At 72.2% G+C, this 22181-nt stretch carries 20 protein-coding genes; 15 read left to right on the top strand and 5 right to left on the bottom strand.

The genetic code is table 11. From position 1 onward, the window contains the following. The first annotated feature begins 77 nt into the window (after positions 1-77). The 3 genes from cmk (at position 78) to der (ending at position 2964) form a co-directional block, all read left to right on the top strand. Positions 78-773, top strand: coding sequence for a (d)CMP kinase (cmk, locus tag ACH4UK_RS25480; protein WP_398359866.1), 696 nt, complete (start codon positions 78-80; stop codon positions 771-773). Beyond that, positions 770-1426, top strand: a complete 657-nt coding sequence (locus ACH4UK_RS25475; protein ID WP_398359864.1) for a lysophospholipid acyltransferase family protein — start codon at positions 770-772, stop codon at positions 1424-1426. Before cmk ends, ACH4UK_RS25475 begins: the two co-directional genes overlap by 4 nt. A 68-nt stretch (positions 1427-1494) precedes the next feature. Beyond that, positions 1495-2964: a ribosome biogenesis GTPase Der gene (der, locus tag ACH4UK_RS25470; protein WP_398359862.1), complete on the top strand. Its 1470-nt coding sequence runs from the start codon at positions 1495-1497 to the stop codon at positions 2962-2964. Positions 2965-3051: 87 nt separating this feature from the next. Here the strand turns inward: der and ACH4UK_RS25465 are convergent, their stop codons facing one another. Both ACH4UK_RS25465 and ACH4UK_RS25460 read right to left on the bottom strand, forming a co-directional pair. After that, positions 3052-3393, bottom strand: a complete 342-nt coding sequence (locus tag ACH4UK_RS25465; protein ID WP_398359860.1) for a hypothetical protein — start codon at positions 3391-3393, stop codon at positions 3052-3054. A gap of 137 nt (positions 3394-3530) precedes the next feature. After that, complete coding sequence (locus ACH4UK_RS25460) at positions 3531-4313, bottom strand: hypothetical protein (protein WP_398359858.1); 783 nt, start codon at positions 4311-4313, stop codon at positions 3531-3533. A gap of 485 nt (positions 4314-4798) precedes the next feature. On the opposite strand from ACH4UK_RS25460, the gene ACH4UK_RS25455 reads away from it, so the two are divergent. The 4 genes from ACH4UK_RS25455 to ACH4UK_RS25440 all read left to right on the top strand — a co-directional run bounded on the left by ACH4UK_RS25455 (position 4799) and on the right by ACH4UK_RS25440 (position 8486). Next, a complete protein-coding gene (locus ACH4UK_RS25455; protein WP_398359857.1) occupies positions 4799-6079 on the top strand; it encodes a glycosyltransferase family 4 protein in 1281 nt (426 codons plus the stop codon). After that, positions 6079-6906 carry a transferase gene (locus ACH4UK_RS25450; protein WP_398359855.1) on the top strand — a complete coding sequence of 276 codons (828 nt, stop codon included), beginning with the start codon at positions 6079-6081 and terminating at the stop codon, positions 6904-6906. The genes ACH4UK_RS25455 and ACH4UK_RS25450 overlap by 1 nt, the downstream gene beginning before the upstream one ends. A 53-nt stretch (positions 6907-6959) precedes the next feature. Then, positions 6960-7922 (top strand): helix-turn-helix transcriptional regulator, encoded by a 963-nt coding sequence (locus ACH4UK_RS25445; protein ID WP_398359854.1) that lies wholly within the window; start codon positions 6960-6962, stop codon positions 7920-7922. Between the two features lie 348 nt (positions 7923-8270). Further along, complete coding sequence (locus tag ACH4UK_RS25440; protein WP_398359852.1) at positions 8271-8486, top strand: I78 family peptidase inhibitor; 216 nt, start codon at positions 8271-8273, stop codon at positions 8484-8486. A gap of 101 nt (positions 8487-8587) precedes the next feature. On the opposite strand, the gene ACH4UK_RS25435 is transcribed toward ACH4UK_RS25440, so the two are convergent. Further along, positions 8588-9607 carry a phosphatase PAP2 family protein gene (locus ACH4UK_RS25435; RefSeq protein ID WP_398359850.1) on the bottom strand — a complete coding sequence of 340 codons (1020 nt, stop codon included), beginning with the start codon at positions 9605-9607 and terminating at the stop codon, positions 8588-8590. A 496-nt stretch (positions 9608-10103) separates the two neighbouring features. Here ACH4UK_RS25435 and ACH4UK_RS25430 point away from each other — a divergent pair, with 496 nt between their 5' ends. Both ACH4UK_RS25430 and ACH4UK_RS25425 read left to right on the top strand, forming a co-directional pair. Further along, the gene (locus ACH4UK_RS25430; RefSeq protein WP_398359849.1) at positions 10104-11849 is read left to right on the top strand and encodes an MFS transporter; all 1746 of its coding nucleotides are present in this window, start codon (positions 10104-10106) and stop codon (positions 11847-11849) included. A 102-nt stretch (positions 11850-11951) separates the two neighbouring features. Beyond that, positions 11952-13172, top strand: a complete 1221-nt coding sequence (locus ACH4UK_RS25425) for an acyl-CoA dehydrogenase family protein (protein ID WP_398359848.1) — start codon at positions 11952-11954, stop codon at positions 13170-13172. Between the two features lie 67 nt (positions 13173-13239). On the opposite strand, the gene ACH4UK_RS25420 is transcribed toward ACH4UK_RS25425, so the two are convergent. Then, a complete protein-coding gene (locus ACH4UK_RS25420) occupies positions 13240-13683 on the bottom strand; it encodes a cell division protein SepF (RefSeq protein WP_398359846.1) in 444 nt (147 codons plus the stop codon). Positions 13684-13992: 309 nt separating this feature from the next. On the opposite strand from ACH4UK_RS25420, the gene ACH4UK_RS25415 reads away from it, so the two are divergent. Continuing rightward, positions 13993-15216: a DUF5685 family protein gene (locus ACH4UK_RS25415; protein ID WP_398359844.1), complete on the top strand. Its 1224-nt coding sequence runs from the start codon at positions 13993-13995 to the stop codon at positions 15214-15216. Between the two features lie 12 nt (positions 15217-15228). On the opposite strand, the gene ACH4UK_RS25410 is transcribed toward ACH4UK_RS25415, so the two are convergent. Next, entirely contained in the window at positions 15229-16167 is a 939-nt protein-coding gene (locus ACH4UK_RS25410; RefSeq protein ID WP_398359843.1) for an ABC transporter substrate-binding protein, read from the bottom strand. Between the two features lie 462 nt (positions 16168-16629). Between ACH4UK_RS25410 and ACH4UK_RS25405 the strand changes: the two genes are divergently transcribed. The 5 genes from ACH4UK_RS25405 to ACH4UK_RS25385 all read left to right on the top strand — a co-directional run bounded on the left by ACH4UK_RS25405 (position 16630) and on the right by ACH4UK_RS25385 (position 22121). Continuing rightward, positions 16630-17496, top strand: a complete 867-nt coding sequence (locus ACH4UK_RS25405) for an amino acid ABC transporter permease (RefSeq protein ID WP_398359841.1) — start codon at positions 16630-16632, stop codon at positions 17494-17496. Beyond that, entirely contained in the window at positions 17493-19346 is a 1854-nt protein-coding gene (locus ACH4UK_RS25400; RefSeq protein ID WP_398359839.1) for an FAD/NAD(P)-binding protein, read from the top strand. The genes ACH4UK_RS25405 and ACH4UK_RS25400 overlap by 4 nt, the downstream gene beginning before the upstream one ends. A 61-nt stretch (positions 19347-19407) precedes the next feature. Further along, positions 19408-20337, top strand: a complete 930-nt coding sequence (locus ACH4UK_RS25395; RefSeq protein WP_398359837.1) for an amino acid ABC transporter permease — start codon at positions 19408-19410, stop codon at positions 20335-20337. Positions 20338-20354: 17 nt separating this feature from the next. Then, positions 20355-21107 carry an amino acid ABC transporter ATP-binding protein gene (locus ACH4UK_RS25390; RefSeq protein ID WP_398359951.1) on the top strand — a complete coding sequence of 251 codons (753 nt, stop codon included), beginning with the start codon at positions 20355-20357 and terminating at the stop codon, positions 21105-21107. Positions 21108-21146: 39 nt separating this feature from the next. Then, positions 21147-22121: an ABC transporter substrate-binding protein gene (locus tag ACH4UK_RS25385; RefSeq protein WP_398359835.1), complete on the top strand. Its 975-nt coding sequence runs from the start codon at positions 21147-21149 to the stop codon at positions 22119-22121. The last annotated feature ends 60 nt before the right edge of the window (positions 22122-22181 follow it).

Below are 22181 nucleotides of genomic sequence, written 5' to 3'. Positions count from 1 at the left end.
AGGGCCCGCCCGGCACTCGGTAACCTGGTACGAGGCCGTCCCGTGGCCCGTCCGTCCCCGCCCCGTGTACCAGGAAGGTGTCCACCACCGTGGAAACCGCACGCCCCTCCGTGATCGTCGCCATCGACGGGCCCTCGGGCACCGGCAAGTCGAGCACCTCCAAGGCCGTCGCCGCCAAGCTCGGCCTGAGCTACCTGGACACGGGCGCGCAGTACCGGGCCATCACCTGGTGGATGCTGAACAACGGCATCGACGTGAGCTCCCCGGACGAGATCGCCACCGCCGCCGCCAAGCCCGTGATCGTCTCCGGCACCGATCCCGCCGCCCCGACGATCACCGTCGACGGCGAGGACGCCTCCGGCCCGATCCGCACCCAGGAGGTCACCTCCAAGGTCAGCGCCGTCAGCGCGGTCCCCGAGGTGCGCACGCTCATCACCGCGCTCCAGCGCTCCATCGCCGCGGCGGCGACCGGCGGCATCGTCGTCGAGGGCCGGGACATCGGCACCACCGTGCTGCCCGACGCCGATCTCAAGATCTTCCTCACCGCCTCCCCGGAGGCCCGCGCCGCCCGCCGCAGCGGCGAGGTCAAGGGCTCCGACCTGACCGCCACCCGGGACGCCCTGATCAAGCGGGACGCCGCCGACTCCGGCCGCAAGACGTCCCCGCTCGCCAAGGCGAACGACGCCGTCGAGGTGGACACCACCGAGCTGACCCTCCAGCAGGTCATCGAGTGCGTCGTCACCCTCGTCGAGGGGAAGCGGGTCGCCGCGTGAGCGATGCCACAGGCGCGCCCACGCTGCGCGGAGCGGCCGTCGGGCGGTCCATCGGCATCGGCCTGATGTACGGGCTGTTCAGGCCCAGGGTCCTCGGCGCGTGGCGCGTGCCCGCCGCCGGACCCGTCATACTCGCGGTGAACCACTCCCACAACATCGACGGACCGATGCTGATGGGCACCGCGCCCCGGCCGGTGCACTTCCTGATCAAGAAAGAGGCGTTCGTCGGCCCCCTCGACCCGTTCCTGCACGGAATCGGACAGATCGAGGTGGACCGCCGGGTCGTCGACCGCACCGCCATCACCCACGCGCTCGGCGTGCTGGAGGACGGCGGCGTCCTCGGGATCTTCCCCGAGGGCACCCGGGGCGAAGGAGACTTCGCCTCACTGCGGGCCGGACTCGCGTACTTCGCGGTACGGGGCGGGGCGCCCATCGTCCCCGTGGCCGTCCTGGGAAGCACCGAGCGCCGCGGACGGTTGATAAAGGGGCTGCCCCCGCTGCGCAGCCGGGTCGACGTCGTCTTCGGCGACGCGTTCGACGCGAGCGCGGGCGACGGGCGGCGCACGCGCAAGGCGCTGGACGAGGCGACCCTGCGGATCCAGGCGAAGCTGACAGCCCACCTGGAAAGTGCCAAGCGCCTCACCGGGCGATAGGCGAGACTTGAGTAGTGGACCGCGCTGATCGCGGTCCATCGATGATGATGCAAAGAGGAACGGACTTCATGAACGACCAGATTCACTCCGACGGCTCGGGCCACGAGCACGGAGCACTTGGCGATGCCGAGTTCGCGGAGTTCATGGAGCTCGCCGCGCAGGAAGGCTTCGATCCCGAGGAGGTCGAGGGCGCCCTCGACGAGGCCGGCCACGGCCCGCTCCCCGTGCTCGCCGTCGTCGGCCGCCCCAACGTCGGCAAGTCGACCCTGGTGAACCGGATCATCGGCCGCCGCGAGGCCGTCGTCCAGGACAAGCCCGGCGTCACCCGCGACCGCGTCAGCTACGAGGCCGAGTGGGCCGGACGTCGCTTCAAGGTCGTCGACACCGGCGGCTGGGAGCAGGACGTGCTGGGCCTCGACGCCTCCGTCGCCGCCCAGGCCGAGTACGCCATCGAGACGGCCGACGCGGTCGTCTTCGTCGTCGACTCGACCGTCGGCGCCACCGACACCGACGAGGCCGTCGTCAAGCTGCTGCGCCGGGCCGGCAAGCCCGTCGTCCTGTGCGCCAACAAGGTCGACGGCCAGAGCGGCGAGGCGGACGCCAGCGCCCTGTGGTCGCTCGGCCTCGGCGAGCCCTACCCGGTCTCCTCGCTGCACGGCCGCGGCACCGGCGACATGCTGGACGCCGTCCTGGAGGCCCTGCCGGACGCCCCGGCCCAGAAGTTCGGCACCGCCCTCGGCGGCCCCCGCCGGATCGCTCTGATCGGCCGCCCGAACGTCGGCAAGTCCTCCCTGCTGAACAAGGTCGCGGGCGAGGACCGGGTCGTCGTCAACGAGCAGGCCGGCACCACCCGCGACCCGGTCGACGAGCTGATCAAGCTCGGCGGCATCACCTGGAAGTTCATCGACACGGCCGGCATCCGCCGCCGCGTGCACCTCCAGGAGGGCGCGGACTACTACGCCTCGCTGCGTACGGCCGCCGCCGTGGAGAAGGCCGAGGTGGCCGTCATCCTGATCGACTCCAGCGAGTCCATCAGCGTCCAGGACCAGCGCATCATCACCATGGCCGTGGACGCCGGGCGGGCCATCGTCGTCGCCTTCAACAAGTGGGACACCCTCGACGAGGAGCGCCGCTACTACCTGGAGCGCGAGATCGAGACGGAGCTCGCGCAGATCGCCTGGGCCCCGCGCGTCAACGTCTCGGCCCTCACCGGCCGGCACATGGAGAAGCTGGTCCCGGCGATCGAGACCGCGATCGAGGGCTGGGAGACCCGCGTCCCCACCGGCCGGCTCAACGCCTTCCTCGGTGAGATCGTCGCCTCCCACCCGCACCCGATCCGCGGCGGCAAGCAGCCGCGCATCCTCTTCGGCACCCAGGCGGGCACCAAGCCCCCGCGCTTCGTGCTCTTCGCCTCCGGCTTCCTGGAGCACGGCTACCGCCGCTTCGTCGAGCGCCGGCTGCGCGAGGAGTTCGGGTTCGAGGGCACCCCGATCCACATCTCCGTCCGGGTCCGCGAGAAGCGCGGCCGCAACAAGTAGCACCGGCCGGGGCGCGTAGCCCCGGGTACGACGAAGCCCCGGACCGCTCGCCTGTCGCGCGCGTGGTCCGGGGCTTCGTCGTACGGCTCAGGAGTCCCGCGACCCCGGTGGCAGCGCCGCGGGCCGGGGCCGCCCCGCGTGCCGCCCCACCCGCTGCCAGGAGCCGAGGCTCCCGGTGTGCTGGCTCTGCCCGCCGCTCCCGCTCTGGCCGCCCAGCCCGCTGTGCCCGCTGTGCCCGGAGGGGGCGGGGTGGCCGCTCAGCGGGGCCCGGGAAGCGAAGAACCCCGCGCCGAAGGCCGGGAAGTCGAGATTCTCCTCGCCGCTCCGGTCGCCCGGCAACGCCCGGAACGAGCGCCGGTACTCGGAGTACAGCGCGTCGTAGATCGGGGTGGGGGACACGCCCCCCGACGGATCCTGCGAAGGACGCATGGCAGGGATCTGACTCTGATGCTGGCGGGAGGAGTCGTATGAGTGCACGTAGGTGCCAACGACCTCACCGCCCGTCGGATGCGGCCCCGCCGGAGAAATCGCTGTTCGGCGGGGGTGTCCGAGCTGGGCGGACATGATCAGGTCCCGGCCAGCGGCATCGACGCGGCGACCAGGAGCCCGTTGACGGCGGCCTTCTCCAGAGCGTCCCGGAGCAGGTCCTCGCGCGGCTGCTGACCGATGGTGCCGGCCGGGGCGGCGAAGACGAGGACCGTCTGCGACTTGTTGACCGCGGCCCGCCAGCCGTCGGTCACCTGGAGCGGCTGGTGGGCCTGCCACCAGGCGACCGGGTTGCCGCCGCCGGCGCTCGGCTGGAGCACGGCGTGCAGCTGGCCCACCGCCAGCAGCACGGACCACCCCGGAAGGACCTCCGGCAGCCGGTTCATGTCGGGGGCGGGGCGAAAGCCCTGCTCCAGCAGCAGCTGGAGGAACTCGTCGCCCCCGCTGCCGTCGGTGCCGGGCCGGGCGACCGGGCCGGTCGGTTCGACGACCAGGGCCGGGCGGAGATCGTCCTCGATGAGGACGAGTCCGCTGGTGATGCCGAGGACGGCCTGTTCGGGCATGAGCCCCTCCGTAGTCTTCTGCTCGCTGCCGGTGATGCTGCGCACCGCGCCCTGGAGCTGGTCCTCCGCGACCTTGACGACCTGTGAGGGGATGCACGTCGCGTGGGCGAACGCGAGGACGGCGGTCTCGTCGCCGATGAACAGCACCGTGCTGGTGCGCTCCTGGTCGGAGTCGCCGGGGGTGCGGCAGGAGGTGCAGTCGTAACTGCCCGGGGCGTTGTCGCCGACGAGCAGCCGGTCGGCTTCGTCGTCGCCGATCTCGGCGCGTACGTCCTGACTGACGTCGAGCATGCGCGGCACGGGGGCTCCTCGAACTCGGTGCGTGGGCCGGGTGGTTCCCGGCTCATGAAGAGACAACGCGGGATCCGTGGCCGGGGTCACGCACCGGGGCGGACGGAAGTGCGGCACAGGTCGACACATCGGTACGTCGAGGAGTCGATGCACGGCCCGCCGCACCCGCCCGAAATCTTTTTACCCGGAGCCGGGCAACCGATCGGCGCCGCCCTACGTCAAGCTCGGAGGAAAGCGTTGGCGAAGGGATGGCGGGTAGTCGACCGATTTACCGCGCCGCCGGCCCGCGGGTGCGGTCCCGTCACTTCCGGGCCCCACGGCCATACGGATTCACGGATTCCGGAACCCGCAGGTCAGTGGTGGTTCCGGCGGCGGAACGGGGATCCTGTGCGTGATTTCGCGAACGCTCCGGGATTCCCGGTGTATTCCGGGCGGAAAACCGCCTCGAAGTACAGTCCTGACAGGTCAGGTCGACAGGGGGATACGGCGACACCATGCATATTTCTTTTCTTCTGCACAATGCCTATGGAATCGGAGGAACCATCCGGACGACGTTCACGCTCGCCCGTACGCTCGCCGAGCAGCACGACGTCGAGATCGTCTCCGTCTTCCGGCACCGCGACGCCCCGGTCCTCGGCGCGCCCGAGGGCGTGACGCTGCGCCACCTCGTCGACCTGCGGAAGAAGAGCGCGACCTACGACGGCGGTGCGGCCGAACACGCCCGGCCCGCGGTCGTGTTCCCGCGCGGGGACAGCAGGCACAAGCAGTACAGCAGGCTCACCGACGCCCGGATCGCCGCCCATCTCCAGGGGACCGCGGCGGACGTCGTCGTCGGCACCCGCCCCGGCCTCAACGTGCACCTCAGCCGCCAGACCCGCCGCGGACCGGTGCGCGTCGGGCAGGAGCACCTGACGCTCGACAGCCACAGCTACCGGCTGCGCCGCGAGATCGCCCACCGGTACACGCTGCTCGACGCGCTCACCACCGTCACGCGGGCCGACGCCGACGACTACCGCGGCCGGCTGAAGCTGCCGGGCGTGCGGATCGAGGCCATCCCCAACGCCGTTCCCGAACCCGCCTGTCCGCCCGCGGGCGGCGACCTGAAGTGGGTCGTCGCGGCGGGCCGGCTGCACCGGGTCAAGCGCTACGACCTGTTGGTGCGGGCCTTCGCCCAGGTGTCCGCGGCCCGCCCGGACTGGCGGCTGCGCATCTACGGTGGCGGGGACGCCACCGGCGACGAACAGGCGGCGCTGCGCACCCTCATCGACGAACTCGGCCTGCACAACCACGTGTTCCTGATGGGCTCGGCCAACCCGATGGAGGCCGAGTGGCCCAAGGGGTCCATCGCCGCCGTCACTTCGGACCGCGAGTCCTTCGGCATGACGATCGTGGAGGCGATGCGCGGCGGTCTGCCGGTCGTCGCCACCGACTGCCCGCACGGGCCCGCCGAGATCGTCGAGGACGGCGTCGACGGGCGTCTGGTGCCGGTGGGCGACCCGGACGCGATCGCCGCCGCGTTGCTCCAGCTGATCGAGGACGACGCGCTGCGCCACCGGATGGGCGGGGCCGCGCTGAGCGCCTCGGCCCGCTTCGACCCGGCGCGGATCGCCGAGCGCCACGAGAGCCTCTTCACCGAACTCGCCGCCCGCGGCGCCCAGGGGGGCGGGCACAGCGCCCTGCGCACCGCGCTGCACCGCACCCGGGGCAGCGTTCTCGACGGGGCCTACGCCCTGCGCTACAAGGCCGCCGACGTGCTCCGCAAGGGGAGGCCCTGATGAGCCCCACCGCCGTACGGGCCGACTGCGCCGCCGATCCGGCCGGGACGCTCACCTTCGACCTCACCGCCCCGGCCCCCGCCGCCGCGTCCGTGCTGCTCCTGCGGCGCCGGGGCGCGGCGGGCGGCAGGCCCGGCGGCACGGTGCGGATCCCGCTCAGCAGGTCCGGTCCCGGCCGGCTGCGGGCGGTGCTCCCGTCCTCCACCGAACTGCCCGAGGGACGCTGGGACGCCTATGTCGAGGAGCCGGGCTCCGAGACCGCCCGGACCGTGGAGCCGGGACTGCGGGACCTGCGGGCCCTCGTCGACCGCAGCCCGGACACCGGGGTCGCGAGCGTCAGCGCCCGGGTCCCCTACCCGACCGCCGACGGCCGGCTCGCCCTGCGCTGCTGGGTCCGCGCCCCGCACGCCGAGGCGGGAGCGGTCGTCGCCGGCCCGTCCGGCATGACGGTCCAGGGCGTGCTGTACGGCGTGGCCGTGGGGGAGGGGGCCGCCGTCGAAGCACGGCTGCCGGGCGACCCGGCCCGGACGCACCGCTTCCCGCTCACCTCCGCCGACGGGCCGTCCGGCGGCTTCGTCCTCACCCTGCCCTACGCCCCGCCGGCCGCCGGGCCGATGCCCGAGGCACAGCTCTGGCAGCTGTGGCTGGTCCCGGCGGAGGGCGCGGCCGGGGTCAGGATCTCCCGGATACTCGACGACGTCTGGTCGCGCCACAAGTCCTTCGTCTACCCGAGCGTCCCGGCGGCCCCCGGAGTGCTCGCCACTCCCTGTTACACCGCCGACAACGACCTCTGCCTCCGCCTGGAGCCGGGACCGGCGGCCCGCTGAGGGACCGGGGTTACGGACGGGGGCTGTCCGCATCCCCTGTCAGACTCGTGCGCATGTTGGAGACCTCGGCACGACTGCTGCGTCTGCTCTCGCTGCTTCAGGCCCACCGGGACTGGTCCGGCGCCGATCTGGCCGGCCGGCTCGGCGTCACCCCGCGCACCGTGCGCCGGGACGTCGACAAGCTGCGTGAGCTCGGCTACCCGGTGAACGCCAGCCGTGGCACCGGCGGCGGCTACCAGCTCGGGGCGGGGGCCGAGCTGCCGCCGCTGCTGCTGGACGACGACGAGGCCGTCGCGGTCGCCGTGGGCCTGCGCACGGCCGCCGGACACGGCATCGAGGGCATCGGCGAGACCTCCGTACGCGCGCTGGCCAAGCTCGAACAGGTGCTGCCGAACCGGCTGCGCCGGCGGGTGAGCGCGCTGGGCGCGTTCACCGTGCCGATGCTGCGCGGCCCGGACGCCTCCGCGGTCGACCCCGGCGTGCTCACCGACCTGGCCGCCGCCTGCCGGGACGCCGAGGGGCTCCGGTTCTCCTACCGGACCCACGGCGGGAAAGCGTCGCACCGTACGGTCGAACCGCACCGTCTCGTCTGCACCGAGCGCCGCTGGTATCTGGTGGCCTGGGACCTGGACCGGGCCGACTGGCGCACCTTCCGGGTCGACCGGATCACCCCGACCCCGCCGCACGGCCCCCGGTTCGCCCCGCGCACCCCTCCCGCGGAGGATCTGGCGGCGTACGTCTCACAGGGCGTCGCGGTCTCCGCCTACGCGGCCCGAGCCGTGATCCTGCTGAAGGCCCCGCTGGCGGAGGCGGCCCGGCGGGTGTCGCCGTCCGCCGGGGTGCTGGAGGCCGTGGACGCGGACACCTGCCGGCTGACCACGGGCGCGCCGGACCTCACCGTGCTGGTGGTCCATGTGCTGATGATGGGGATCGATTTCGAGGTCGTCGAGCCTCCCGAGCTCACCGAGGTGATGCGGGAGGCACGGGACCGGCTCACGCGTGCGCTCGACGCGTGAGGGGAGAGGGGAGAGGTACGAGAAGCGTGCGGAAAGGAAAGGCCGGTTTAAGGGGACGGGAAATCCGGGTGTCCCCGCCATTCGACGACGCTCCCCCCGCCGATGGAAAAGAAGCAGGTCACCCCCATGATTCCGGAAGGCCGCCGGCGCCTCCCGCGCACCGGTGAACAGGAGCTCCCGTTATTGCGTGATGATGCTTCCGGCCGGTCCGTTCGGGTGAATAGGACCGCGTATACGCGTGTGGGGATCCTGTGACACAAGCGTGACCGGCACGGCATGTGGAGATGCAGGGGGAAGCCCTTCCGGCCCGGCCTTCCGTCACGGTCCGGGGCCGCCTACGGTGAAGGCATGGCATCTCTACCGACCCCTCCAGCACAGCCGGACGACGCCGCCGAGTCGTACGTCGGCCTCGCCGCCGACACCGCCGAGCGGCAGGCCAGAAGCCGCGGCTGGGACGCGGTCCGGGCCGTCCCCCCGGGCACGTTCCTGACCATGGAGTTCCGCCACGGCCGCATCAACTTCCAGGTGGAGGACGACACCGTGACGCGCTGCTGGGTGGGCTGACCCGGCGCCGCGCCGGCCCCCGACAGCCGAAGGCCCCGACCGTGGTCGGGGCCTTCGGCGTACGGGATCGAGGCGGTGCGGACCGTCCCGGCGGAGCGGTGTCAGCCGCCGGTCATCGGGCGGGCCGGGCTGCCCGCGCCGCGCGGGCCCCGCTCCGTGTGCGGCGGCGGGCGGCGGACGCCCGCCGGGGCGACCGGCATGCCGCCCGGACGTGCGGGGTGGCCGCCGTGGGCCCGCGCCCTGGCGCCCGCCACCGGATGACCCGCGGGGAGCACCGGCTCGGCCGGGGCCGTCACGGACTCGGCCGCGAGAGCCTCGGTGGCCATCGCCTGCGGCAACAGCACCGGCTGCGGACCGGCTCCGGTCACGGGCGCCGGACGGGCGCCGCCGCGACGCTCCCGCCACCGCTCGCGCATCGCGAAGATCCAGGTCTCGGTCCGGGCGATCAGCGGCTCGAACCAGGGCAGCGCCAGCAGGATGAGCAGCCCGGCCGCCCAGCCCAGCACGACGTCGCTGAGCCAGTGCGTACCGATGTACACGGTGGTGAGGCCGACGCCCAGCGAGACCGTCGCGGACACCGCCGACAGATAGCGCCTGGCGCGCGGCGTGGTGGCCAGATAGGCGAGGATTCCCCAGGTCACGACGGCGTTCGCGGTGTGCCCGGAAGGAAATATATCGCCGCCGGCGAACATCTCGGCCGAGCCGATCTGGGTCGCGTAGTGCGGGCCCAGCCGCCCGAGCCCCAGCTTGACCGCGCCCACCGTGACATTGAGCAGCAGCAGGGAGGTCCCGAGGACCAGCAGCGGCCGGAGCGTGTGCTGACGCCAGGAGCGCCAGCCCAGCCAACAGGCGACCATCACCGCTGTGGGGCCGCGCTGGCCGAGCACGACGTAGTAGTCGAGGAAGGCGTGCAGTTCGGGCCACTGCTGGTAGGGCCGGAACAGCATGACCTTCCAGTCCAGGGCCACCAGCCAGGACGTGATCAGCACCGCCCAGACGATGGCGAGATAGAACGCCAACGTCCCGCCGAAGAGGGCGATGCGGTGACGACTCATCCGCGGTGCCTCTATCTTCGGCGGTTCCGGCTCCCGGTCCAGCCGGGCAAAGATGTCGGTACGCACCCAATCGACGTTACAGCGAGTGAGTGTGTGAGCAGGCCAATCCGGCCGCTTTGTGATGACGATGTGATGTGGACTTTGTCTCGGAACGGCGTCTTTTCGGGTGCGCAGAACAATCGCTGTGATCTTGCGCCCAATTGCCGGACGGTTCCGTTCGTAAGCGTGTTTGATCTCTCGGAAAAGGAGGCGGACCGGAATCCGCCGCAATTGATCCCGCCATTCGGGGGAGGCGCGCGCCGTCGCGCCGCGGTCCGCGCGGCCCGCCCGCGGCCCCGCCGCGACGGGCTCCGGCGCCCCTCGGGCGGGAGCCCCCGATCCGGCCCGGCATGGCGTACGCCACACTGTGCGGCGGACCGGGGTATGACGTGGACCACGTGTGACCACACCGAACTCGCGTACGCTGACGGCTCACTCGCCCGTCGATGCCGGGCCCGAGGGACGCGCACTCCACGTCACCGCCGGTCCGCCGAGCGCGAGGGACTCATCGGGAGGTACCTAGATGTCCGGGACGACCACGGCCGGGGGCCGGCTGCGCAAAGCCGCCGACGACGCCAACCGCTGGGTCGTCCTCGTGGTCCTCTGCCTCAGTCTTCTGGTCGTCGCACTGGACGCGACCGTGCTCCACGTCGCCGTTCCGTCGGTCACCGAGGATCTGCGTCCCAGCGGCACCGCCCTGCTGTGGATCGTCGACGCCTACCCCCTCGTCTGCGCCTCCCTGCTCATCCTCTTCGGCACGCTGGGTGACCGGATCGGCAGACGGCGGGTGCTGCTCCTCGGCTACGCGCTGTTCGGCATCGCCTCCGCGCTCGCCGCGACGGCCGACACCCCCGCCGTCCTGATCGCGGCCCGCGCGCTCCTCGGCGTCGGCGGCGCGATGATCATGCCCGCCACCCTGTCGATCCTGCGCCAGGTCTTCCCCGACCGCCGGGAGCGGGCGCTCGCCATCGGCGTGTGGACCGCGGTCGCCGCCGTGGGCGCCGCCACCGGGCCGGTCATCGGCGGCTTCCTCGTCGAGCACTTCTGGTGGGGCTCGGTCTTCCTGATCAACATCCCGCTGATGATCGTGATCCTGCCGCTGGCCCGCTGGCTGCTTCCCGAGTCGCGCGGCGGCGACGACGGCCCGTGGGACGTGCTGGGCGCGCTGACCGCCGTGGCGGGAGTGCTCGGCGTCGTCCTCGGCGTCAAGCGCCTGGGCGGCGGCGCGGGACTCCTGGACCCGCTCTCGCTGGGCCCCCTGGCGCTCGGGCTCGTGCTCCTGATCCTCTTCGTGCGCCGGCAGAAGCGCCGCCGGCATCCGCTGATCGATATCTCGATGTTCGCCCGCCCGGCCTTCTCCACCGCCGTCGGCTGCATCGTGCTCGCCATGCTGGCGCTGGTCGGCCTCCAGCTGATCGCCGTCCAGTACCTCCAGCTGGTGCTGGGGCTGAGCCCGCTGGAGACCGGCCTGCGGCTGCTGCCGCTGACCTTCGCCGCGATGGCCGCGGGCGCCACCGGCTCGTACACCCTGCGCCGCGTGGGCCCCCGCCGGATGGTGGGCTGGGGCTTCGTCCTCACCGCCGCCTCGGTGCTGCTGCTCACCTCGATGGGCCAGCATGACCGGCCCGGCCTGCTGACCGCCGCGTTCGTCCTGCTCGGCTTCGGGCTGCAGACGACGCTCTTCGGGGCGTACGAGTCGATGCTCAGCGACGCCCCGCCGGAGCGGGCGGGCGGCGCGGCGGCGATCGGCGAGACCTCCTACCAACTGGGCGCGGGCCTGGGCATCGCCCTGCTGGGCAGTGTCATGAACGCCGCCTACGCCCCCGGCCTCGCCGGTCTGCGCGAGCAGGGCGTCCCCGCCCACGCCGGGGCGGAGGCCTCCCACTCGCTGGGCGAGGCCTATCAGGTGGCCGCGCAGCTCGGCGGTCCGATGGGCGACCTGCTGCGCTCCACGGCCCGGCACGCCTTCGTCGGCGGACTCCACGTCACGCTCTTCGTCAGCGCGGGGCTGCTGCTGCTCGGGGCGCTGGCCGCCCTGCGGCTGCCGAAGGTCATGGACTGTCCGCCGAAGGAGCCCTGCCGCCGGGGCGAGGCCGACGCGGCCGCACCCCGGCCCGCCGAGTCCCGGCCCTCCGAGTCCACGGCCCCCGGATACCGGGCGGCCGAAGCGGTCCGGCCGGCCGGACGGGACCGCCCAGCCCCGCGCCCGATCCTGCCCGCGCGGCGCGAGCCGGCCGAGGCGACCGGCTCTGGACGAGCGGCACACTGAGCCGTAACGTCAGCACGACGCCCTGACTACCACTGCTAGTTTTCGGAGGGCGGGCGTCTCCCGGTCCCTCCGAGCACCGTGCGAGCCGCCGGAGGCACCCTCATGTCCAGCACCGAGTCCGCGAAGCCGTCGAAGCTCCCGCCGTTCGACGCGTCGGATCCCCTCGGCATCGACGACCTGCTCGGCCCCGACGACCTCGCGATCCGCGACACCGTCCGCACCTGGGCCACCGACCGCGTCCTGCCGCACATCGCCGAGTGGTACGAGCAGGGCGAGCTGCCCGGAATCCGGGAGCTGGCCCGCGAGCTCGGCGCACTGGGCGCGCTCGGCATGTCGCTGGACGGCTACGGCTGTGCCGGGGCGAGCGCCGTCCAGTACGGGCTCGCCTGCCTGGAGCTGGAGGCCGCCGACTCCGGGATCCGCTCGCTCGTCTCCGTACAGGGGTCGCTCGCCATGTACGCGATCCACCGCTTCGGCTCCGAGGAACAGAAGCGGCGATGGCTGCCCGGCATGGCCGCCGGAGAGATCATCGGCTGCTTCGGCCTGACCGAGCCCGACCACGGCTCCGACCCGGCCGGGATGCGGACGTACGCCAAGCGCGACGGCGAGGACTGGATCCTCACCGGCCGCAAGATGTGGATCACCAACGGCTCGGTCGCCGGGGTCGCCGTGGTCTGGGCGCAGACCGACGACGGCGAGGACGGCCGGGGCATCCGGGGGTTCGTCGTGCCCACCGACGCCCCCGGCTTCGCCGCCCCGGAGATCCGGCACAAGTGGTCGCTGCGCGCCTCGGTCACCAGCGAGCTGGTCATGGACGAGGTGCGGCTGCCGGCCGACGCGGTGCTCCCGGAGGCGAAGGGGCTGCGCGGCCCGCTCAGCTGCCTGGGCCACGCGCGCTACGGCATCGTCTGGGGCGCCATGGGCGCGGCGCGGGCCAGCTTCGAGTCGGCCCTCGACTACGCGAGGAGCCGGGAACAGTTCGGCCGGCCGATCGGCGGCTTCCAGCTCACCCAGGCCAAGCTGGCGGACATGGCCCTGGAGCTGCACAAGGGCATCCTGCTCGCCCACCACCTGGGCCGCCGGATGGACGCGGGCAGGCTCCGGCCGGAGCAGGTGAGTTTCGGCAAGCTCAACAACGTGCGGGAGGCGATCGAGATCTGCCGCACCTCGCGCACGATCCTCGGGGCCAATGGGATCTCGCTGGAGTACCCGGTGATGCGGCACGCCACGAATCTGGAGTCGGTGCTCACCTACGAGGGAACCGTGGAGATGCACCAGTTGGTCCTGGGCAAGGCGCTCACCGGTCTCGACGCCTTCCGGTGACCACGACGCGTCCGAAGGGGCGCGCCGACCGGAGACGCTGACCGGATCTTTCCGGCGAGCGCCCTGCTCAGCTCTGGTTGAAGAAGCCGTCGGCCTTGCGGCCGGCGGCTTCGCCCGCCACCACCTGGGTGTCGGCGGGGGACAGCAGGAAGACCCGGGTGGCCACCCGGTCGATCGAGCCGCGCAGACCGAAGATCAGCCCGGCGGCGAAGTCCACCACGCGCTTGGCGTCGGCGGAGTCCATGGCCGTGAGATTGACGATCACCGGGACGCCGTCCCGGAACAGCTCGCCGATGGCACGGGCGTCCCGGAAGCTGTCCGGGGTCACCGTCGCGATCCGGCGGTCCCGCTCCTCGGCCACCTCCGCGGCCACCTGCACCCGCGGGTCGGTGACCCAGGCCTGGTTGCCCGTGCCGGTCTCCGCACCCTCGGCGTACTCGTCGTCGTAGTACCGCTCGTCGTTGTCCTCTACGAGGCCCAGCCAGGCACTCGCCTTGCGCACCGATCCCATGGACGCCTCCTCTCACCGCGGTTCCTTGGCGTTCCGCATCTCTTTCGTATCCCTATGGTCGTCCATGATGCGGATACCGCGCCAAGGGGATAGTCGGCGCGCAGGTGATTCGTGACGGTACTGGTGCAGAAGATGTGGCGGTTCGTCAGGGTTCCTCCTGCATAAGGCGGCTTGCAGAAGGAAAATATGATGCTCCGGGCCGTACGGGTGACCAGGGGGACGTACGGGTGAACGGGTCACTCGATACGATGCACGACGCTCCGGTGCACGAGCGTCGCGCACCGGTTGAACGGCTCCCGGGGGATCGTCGTGTTCGGAATCGTCAGGCCCTGCACCCATCGGCTCTCCGAAGGCCTCCGGGTCGAGTGGATGGCCCATCTCTGCGGTCTCTGCCTGGCCCTGAGGGCGGATCACGGACAGTTCGCCCGTATCGTCACGAACTATGACGGTCTGATCGTCTCGGTCCTGACGGAGGCTCAGGCGGGCCGCACGCCCGAGGGGCGGCGCACCGCGGGCCCCTGCCCGCTGCGCGCCATGCGCACCGCGCCGGTCGCCAAGGGCGAGGGGGCCAGGCTCGCCGCCGCCGTGTCGCTCGTCCTCGCCTCGGCCAAGGTCCGCGACCACGTCGCCGACCGGGACGGCCTGTTGGCCCGCCGCCCGGTCGCCGCCGCCGCGCGCCGGGTCGCCGCCGGGTGGGACCGGGCGGGCGCGCGGACCGGGGCGGCCCTCGGCTTCGACACGGCCCTCCTGGTCGACGCGGTCGACCGGCAGACCGGGATCGAGACGCTCGCCGGGCTCGGCACTCCGCTGCTGACGGTCACCGAACCCACCGAGACGGCCACCGCCGCCGCCTTCGCGCACACCGCCGTACTCGCCGGGAAGCCGCAGAACGCCGCGCCGCTCGCCGAGGCGGGCCGGCTCTTCGGCCGGCTCGCGCATCTGCTGGACGCCGTCGAGGACCGGGAAGCCGACGCCGCGTCGGGCGCCTGGAACCCGCTCACCGCCACCGGCACCCCGCTCTCCGAGGCGCGCCGGCTCTGCGACGACGCCCTGCACGGCGTACGGCTCGCGCTGCGCGAGGTGGAGTTCACCGACGGCAAGCTCGTCCATGTCCTGCTCGCCCACGAGCTGCGGCGCTCGGTCGACCGGGCGTTCGGCACCACCTCCTGCTCGCACGGGAACGGCCAGGGGCTGCTGGTGCCCGACGCGTCCTTCGGGCCGCCGCCGGGAAACCCGTACGGCCCGGCGCCCGGCCATCCCTACGGTCCGCCGCCCGGCGGCCCGGCCGCCCCGCCTCCGCCGCGGCCGCCGCGCGACCGGCGCGGGCTGATCGCCGGGTGCCTGGTGTGGGCCGGGCTCGCCTGCACCTGCCAGATGTGCTGCGGGAGCTTCGAGGACCCCTGGAGCCGCGAGCGGCGCGATGGCCTGTGCCGCCAGTGCGAGTGCGAAGGCTGCTGCGAGGCCTGTGACTGCTGCGGCCAGTGCGGCGAGGGCTGCTGCTGTTGCGGAGACTCCTGCGGCTGCGACTGCTGAGCCGGCGTCAGATCACTTCAGCTCGGGGGGCGAGATCTCGGACGTCTCGATCGCGGAGGCGGAGGTGCCCCACTTCTTCAGGATGCGGTCGTAGGTCCCGTCCTCCTTGAGCCGGTTGACCGCGGCCTGGAAGGCGGGGGTCAGCGGGCTGCCCTTCTTGAAGGCGAAGCCCACGTCCAGCCGCTTGAACTCGTTGAGGAAGCGCAGCCCCTGCTGTTGGCTCACCGCGTAGCGCAGCCCGTTGATGGTGGACATCACCACATCGCTGCGGTTCTGCTGGAGCGAGATCCAGACCGCCGCCTGATCGGAGTAGGTCTTCACCCTGTAGGGCTTCCTGCCCGCCTCCGCGCACCGGGGCAGCTGGTCCTGGAGCGTCACCTCGAAGGTGGTGCCCGCCCCGGTGGCCACGTCCAGCCCGCACAGCTGGGTGAGGTCGGTGACCTTCTTCAGCTTGCTGTCCTCGCGGACCGCGAAGCCCTGCCCGTCGTTGATGTACGTCACGAAGTCGATCGTCTCGCGGCGTGCGTCGGTGACGCCGAAGTTCCCCGTGCCCAGGTCGTACTTCCCGCTGCCGAGCGCCGGCAGGATCGCCTCGAAGGACGCCACCTCGCGCTTCAGCTCCAGCCCCAGCACCCGGGCGGCGGCGTCCGCGAAGTCGATGTCCGCACCGGCCGGCGTGGAGCCGTCCTCCTCGTAGAAGGCCCCGGGCGGGGCGCCGACGGAGGCGCCGATCCGCAGGGTGCCGGCCTCGCGGACCCCGGCGGGCAGCAGCTTCGCCGCGGCCTCGTCCTTGCGCACCTTCGACACCACGTCCGTCGTCGGGGTCTTTTCCTCGGCGGCCCCCCGGCCGGATCCGCCGCCCGCCGCGTCGGTCGGCTCGGCGCAGGCGGTGAGCGTCAGTGCGGCCACGGTGATCAGGGCGAACAGGGCGGTATGTCGGGATCGGGACATGGCTGTGCTTCTCCGGGTTCGTCAGGGTGCGCCGACCGCCCCCGGGCCACGGCGGCACGGGGGGACAGCGAGAGCGTTCAGCGGTGCGAGGGGAGGGCAACGCGGTGCGGTGAAGGTGAAGTCACGCGAGGAACGGGGCTCGAACGCCGGAAGAAGGGGCGTGAGCGGGAAAATCCGGACAGCGGGGAGTCAGCTCAACAGGAAGACGACCACACGCGACCGAAGTCGATGTGGGAGCGGGTGACCAGCCACTGCTGCGGATGCATGGGCCAAGTGGAGCAGGCATCCGAGTGCGCGTCAACCAAGGTGAGATGTACGGCTCACAGTGTGGACAGGCTTGACAACGCCCCGTGCACGCCGCTTATCTCGAAGACGGACCGGCGCTGAGGGGCCCGGCCCACGTGTGGTTTCCGGTGTGAAGGCACGCCCCGTGTTCGATCTGAGCATCCACGGAGCTCCCCCATGCCCCCGCAGACCGTCTCGCTGCCCCCCTCCTCCTCCCCGTCGCTCGTCAAGGACGCTGCCGACGTGGTGCCGCGCATCGTCCCGGTACGCCGAACAGGCCGCTGGGCAGCGGCTGTCGCCGTCCTCGTGCTGCTCGGGCTGGCGCTGAACTCCGTCCTGCGCAACGACGCCTTCCAGTGGGACGTCGTGCTCTCCTACTTCGCCACCGTCCCCGTCCTGCGCGGACTCTGGCTCACCCTGTGGCTCACCGCGGTGGTCGTGGCGCTCGGCTTCGTGCTGGGAGCCCTGCTCGCCGTGCTGCGCCTCTCCGGCAACCCCGTTCTCCAGGCGGTCGGCTGGGGATACGTCTGGCTGTTCCGGTCCACCCCGATCCTGGTCCAGCTGTTGTTCTGGTTCAACATCGGCGCCCTGTACCCGCAGATCCTCGGCGTCTCCACGGTCAGCCTCCTCGGCCCGGTCACCATCGCCGTCATCGGACTGACCCTGCACGAGGCCGCGTACGCCGCCGAGGTGGTGCGCGGCGGGATCCTCTCCGTGGAGCGCGGACAGGTGGAGGCCGCCCAGTCCCTGGGCCTGGGACCCTGGCGGCGGTTCCGGCGCATCGTGCTGCCGCAGGCGATGCGCTCCATCGTGCCGCCGGCCGGGAACATGCTGATCGGCACCCTCAAGGGCACCTCCATCGTCAGCATCATCGCCGTGCAGGACCTGCTCTACTCCGTCCAGCTCGTCTACCACCGCACCTACCAGGTCATCCCGCTGCTGCTCGTCGCCACCGTCTGGTACGCGCTCGTCACCACGCTGCTGAGCATCGGCCAGCGCTATGTGGAGCGGTACTACGCCCGTGGCACGGCGGGCGCGCGATGAACCCCGCACCCAGCATCGTGGTGATCGGCGGCGGCCCCCGCGGCGCCGGAGTCATCGAGCGCATCGCCGCCAACGCCGGTGAGCTGTACGCGGACACGCCCCTGGACATCCACCTGGTCGACCCCTACCCGGCGGGCGGCGGCCGGATCTGGCGGCCGGACCAGTCGCCGCTGCTGTGGATGAACTCCATGGCCGAGGACGTCACCGTGTTCACCGACGAGACGGTGGAGCTGGACGGGCCCGTCGTGGCGGGCCCGGCCCTGGACGCCTGGGCCGAGGACGTCCGCACCGGCCGCGTCGTCCCGGACGCCGACCCCGCCGTCCTGGCCGAGATACGCGGCCTCGCCGGAGCGGACTTTCCCACCCGGCGCCTCCAGAGCGCCTATCTGCGCTGGGCCTACGAGCGGGCCCTGGCCGCCCTGCCGCCCGGCATCACCGTGCACGAGCACCGCACCACCGCCCTCACCGTCACCGGACCGCGCGGCGGCCGCCAGCGCGTCCGGCTCCAGGACCGCGCCGAACCGCTGCTCGCGGACCTCGTCGTGCTGACCGTGGGCCATCTCGACGCCGAGGAGGAACCCGAGCAGGAGCAGCTGGGCGGCTTCGCCCGGCGCAACGGACTGGTGCATCTGCCGCCCGACTTCACCGCCGACAGCGACCTCGACGCCCTGCGCCCCGGGGAGCCGGTCATCGTCCGGGGCTTCGGGCTCGCCTTCATCGACCTGATGGCGCTGCTCACCGAAGGGCGCGGCGGGCGCCACGAGAACGGGGTCTACCTGCCCTCCGGCCGAGAACCCGTGCTGCATGTCGGATCGCGGCGAGGCGTCCCCTACCACGCGAAGATCGGCTACGGCTGGACCGGCGAACGCCCGCCGCTGCCGCGGCATCTGGACCGGGCGTGGGCCGATGAGCTGCTGAGCCGGCCTGGGCCGCTCGACTTCCGGCGCGATGTCTGGCCGACGGTCGCCAAGGAGCTGGGCCACGCCCACTACCACCGGCTGTTCACCGTCCACCCCGAGCGCACCGCCCTGGCCCACGAGGTCTTCGCCGAGAAGTACGCCGCCGCCGACCCGGGCAGTCCCGAACTGGCCGGCCTGATCGCCGAGGCCGTGCCCGACCCCGCCGACCGGCTCGACCTCGACGCCCTCGACCGGCCTCTGGACGGCATCCGCCACGACTCGCCCGAGGCCCTCCAGGAGGCCCTGCGCGACCACGTCACCGCCGACCTGACCCGGCGTCACGACCCGGAGCACAGCGAGGATCTCGCGGTCTTCCTCGGGCTGCTCTCCGCCTACGCCCAGCTCACCCGGCTCGGCGACATCGGCGGGTGGTGGCACGGGTTCTTCAGCTACCTGGCCTCCGGCCCGCCGGGCCCCCGCCTGCACCAGCTCCTGGCCCTCTCCCGGGCCGGCGTCGTCCGCTTCCTCGGCGCCGACCTCACCGTGGAGACCGATGAGGAACGCGGCGTCTTCCGGGCCCGGAGCGCCACGGTCCCCGGCGCGCACACCGAGGCCCGCGCCCTGGTCGAGGCCCGTCTCCCCGACCCCTCGCTCCGGCACACCGCGAGCCCCCTGCTGCGCGCCCTGCGCGAGGACGGCGCCGCCGTCACCGACACCGGTCTGCTCGCCGTGGACCCGGCCGACAGCCGGGTGCTGGACCGCGAGGGCCGCCCGCACCCGCGCCGCTTCGCGCTGGGCCCGTTCACCACCGCCCGCAACAGCGGCGCGTTCACCCGGCCCCGTACCGGCGGACCGGCCTTCCGGCAGAACGACGCCGCCGCGCGCGCCGCGCTCGCCTTCCTGCGGGACCTCTCCTGTCGGGGATGTCCGGGGGACCGGCTCGCCTCCTGACCGGCCCCGCCCCGCCCCCCTTCCCGCACCACCGCCGCTTCCGCGCCCAAGGACTCCTCTCATGTCGCTGACCAGCGATCCACCCATCGACCCACCCATCGATCCACCCGTCGAACCGCCCGTCGGCCCACCCGCCGCGAAGGCGGCAGGCCCCGACGCGGACCCCGACGAGCTGACCGTCGTCCCCGTACGCCACCCGTGGCGGTGGGTCGCCATCGCCGCGACAGCCATCCTGCTGGCCCAGTTCCTCAACGGGCTGATCACCAACCCCGGCTGGGAGTGGGACGTCTTCGCGCAGTTCTTCACCGCGCCGACGATCCTCAAGGCCGTCTGGATCACGCTCCAACTGACCTTCTACGGCACGGCGATCGGCTTCGCGCTCGGCATCGGGCTGGCCTTCATGCGGCTGTCGGCGAGCGTGTTCCTGAGGACCGTCGCGTACGGCTACATCTGGGCGTTCCGCTCGATCCCGCTCATCGTGCAGCTGCTGTTCTGGTTCAACCTCGCCTATCTCTACAAGGAGTTGAAGTTCGGCATCCCGTTCGGGCCGGGCTTCTTCACCTTCGAGACGATGAACCTGGTCGGCGCGATGAGCGCCGCCGTCCTCGGCCTCGCACTGCACCAGGCGGCCTACGCGGCGGAGATCGTGCGCGGCGGCGTACTGGCCGTGGGAAGCGGCCAGTTGGAAGCCGCGGCCGCGCTCGGCATCCCCAAGTTCCGGCAGCTGCGGCGGATCGTGCTCCCGCAGGCGATGCGCTCCATCCTGCCCAACGCCGCCAACGAGATCATCTCGCTGTTCAAGGGCACCTCGATCGTCTCCGTCATGGCGATCGGCGAGCTCTTCTACCAGGTGCAGGTGGTCTACGGCCGCAACGGCCGGGTGGTGCCCCTGCTGATGGTCGCCACCGTCTGGTACATCCTGCTGACCACCGCGCTCTCCGTCCTCCAGTACTACGTCGAACGTCACTACGCCAAGGGGGCCGTGCGATGAGCGCACCCAGCGATGCCATGGTCGAGATCCGCTCCGTGCACAAGAAGTTCGGCTCCCTGGAGGTGCTGCGCGGGATCGACCTGTCGGTCCGGCCCGGCGAGGTGACCGTCATCCTCGGCCCCTCCGGCTCCGGCAAGTCCACCCTGCTGCGCACCATCAACCACCTGGAGAAGGTCGACCAGGGCTGGATCAGCGTGGACGGCGCCCTGGTCGGCTACCGCAGGGACGGCAACAAGCTCTACGAACTGCGCGAACGCGAGGTGCTGCGCCAGCGCACCAAGATCGGCTTCGTCTTCCAGAACTTCAATCTCTTCCCGCACCTCACCGTGCTGGAGAACATCATCGAGGCGCCGGTCTCGGCGCTGCGCCGCCCCCGCAGGGAAGCCGTGGCGGCAGCCGAGAAGCTGCTCGACCGGGTCGGCCTCTCCGACAAGGCGACGGCCTACCCCGGACAGCTCTCCGGCGGCCAGCAGCAGCGCGTCGCCATCGCCCGCGCCCTGGCCCTGGAACCCCGGCTGCTGCTCTTCGACGAGCCGACCTCCGCGCTCGACCCCGAACTCGTCGGCGAGGTCCTCGACGTCATCAAGGACCTGGCCCACGGCGGCACCACGATGATCGTCGTCACCCACGAGATCGGCTTCGCCCGCGAGGTCGCCGACACCGTCGTCTTCATGGACGAGGGCCGCATCGTCGAACAGGGCCCGCCCGGCGACGTGCTCGACCGCCCGACCCAGGAGCGCACCCGCGCGTTCCTCTCCAAGGTTCTCTGACCCGCCCTCATGATTCCGACCCTCGCAAGGAGTGCGCACGTGTCCGTCCGCCGCAGCATCACTCTCGCCGTCGCCACGCTCACCGCCACCGGTCTGCTCACCGCCTGCGGCGCCTCCGACCCCTCCACCGACCTGGCGGCCCCGAAGGGCCACCAGGACACCGGGGTCAACATCGGGCCCGACCAGGACCGCATCAGGGGCAAGAAGGCGGCGGCCGCCGCCGACCTCGTACCGGAGGCGATCCGCGAGCGCGGCACGCTGAGGATCGGGGCCAGCGCGGACGCCTCGCCGCCGCTCGGCTTCTATGCCACCGACGACAAGACCCGGATCGGTTCCGAGATCGACATCGCCACCCTCGTCGCCGACACCCTCGGCCTCGAGCCGCGGTTCGAGGAGGTCTCCTGGGAGAACCTCTTCGTCGGCCTGGACAGCTCCAAGTTCGACGCCGTCCTGTCCAACGTCACCGTGACCGAGGAGCGCAAGGAGAAGTACGACTTCGCCACCTACCGGCTCGACAACATCGCCTTCGAGGCACAGAAGGGCTCCGGCTGGAAGGTGAAGGGCCCCGCCGACGTCGCCGGGAAGACGATCTCGGTCTCCTCCGGCACCAACCAGGAGAAGATCCTCGTCGAGTGGAGCGAGGAGAACGTCGAGGCCGGGCGCAAGCCGGTGGACATCAAGTACTTCCAGAAGGACACCGACTACTACCTGGCCCTCCAGTCCGGCCGCATCGACGCCCACCTCGGCCCGAGCCCCACCGCCGCCTACCACGTCGCCTCGGCGGGCCAGTCCGAGATCATCGGCCAGCTCTCCGGCGCCGGCGGCGACCTCCAGGGCAAGATCGCCGCCACCACGAAGAAGGACAGCGGCCTGGTCGAGGCGTATGCCGCCGCGATCGACCACATCGTGCGGGACGGCTCGTACGGCAAGGTCCTCAAGCGCTGGGGGCTCGGCGGCGAGGCGGTGGAGAAGTCGGAGATCAACCCGCCCGGCCTGCCCAAGACGAAGAGCTGATCCAGGGAGCCCCCTGCCGGGCCCGCCGTCCCGGCCGCGCGTCCCGTCCGGCGCGCGGCC

The sequence above is a fragment of the Streptomyces sp. NPDC020884 genome (assembly GCF_044333935.1).
GTDB lineage: Bacteria > Actinomycetota > Actinomycetes > Streptomycetales > Streptomycetaceae > Streptomyces.
This window is presented reverse-complemented; position numbering and strand designations above follow the sequence as displayed.

Coding starts and splice junctions, on each gene's coding strand:
- der (WP_398359862.1), top strand. CDS start 1,495: ATGAACGACCAGATTCACTCCGACGGCTCGGGCCACGAGCACGGAGCA.
- ACH4UK_RS25465 (WP_398359860.1), bottom strand. CDS start 3,393: ATGCGTCCTTCGCAGGATCCGTCGGGGGGCGTGTCCCCCACCCCGATC.
- ACH4UK_RS25455 (WP_398359857.1), top strand. CDS start 4,799: ATGCATATTTCTTTTCTTCTGCACAATGCCTATGGAATCGGAGGAACC.
- ACH4UK_RS25450 (WP_398359855.1), top strand. CDS start 6,079: ATGAGCCCCACCGCCGTACGGGCCGACTGCGCCGCCGATCCGGCCGGG.
- ACH4UK_RS25445 (WP_398359854.1), top strand. CDS start 6,960: ATGTTGGAGACCTCGGCACGACTGCTGCGTCTGCTCTCGCTGCTTCAG.
- ACH4UK_RS25440 (WP_398359852.1), top strand. CDS start 8,271: ATGGCATCTCTACCGACCCCTCCAGCACAGCCGGACGACGCCGCCGAG.
- ACH4UK_RS25430 (WP_398359849.1), top strand. CDS start 10,104: ATGTCCGGGACGACCACGGCCGGGGGCCGGCTGCGCAAAGCCGCCGAC.
- ACH4UK_RS25425 (WP_398359848.1), top strand. CDS start 11,952: ATGTCCAGCACCGAGTCCGCGAAGCCGTCGAAGCTCCCGCCGTTCGAC.
- ACH4UK_RS25420 (WP_398359846.1), bottom strand. CDS start 13,683: ATGGGATCGGTGCGCAAGGCGAGTGCCTGGCTGGGCCTCGTAGAGGAC.
- ACH4UK_RS25410 (WP_398359843.1), bottom strand. CDS start 16,167: ATGTCCCGATCCCGACATACCGCCCTGTTCGCCCTGATCACCGTGGCC.
- ACH4UK_RS25405 (WP_398359841.1), top strand. CDS start 16,630: ATGCCCCCGCAGACCGTCTCGCTGCCCCCCTCCTCCTCCCCGTCGCTC.
- ACH4UK_RS25400 (WP_398359839.1), top strand. CDS start 17,493: ATGAACCCCGCACCCAGCATCGTGGTGATCGGCGGCGGCCCCCGCGGC.
- ACH4UK_RS25395 (WP_398359837.1), top strand. CDS start 19,408: ATGTCGCTGACCAGCGATCCACCCATCGACCCACCCATCGATCCACCC.
- ACH4UK_RS25390 (WP_398359951.1), top strand. CDS start 20,355: ATGGTCGAGATCCGCTCCGTGCACAAGAAGTTCGGCTCCCTGGAGGTG.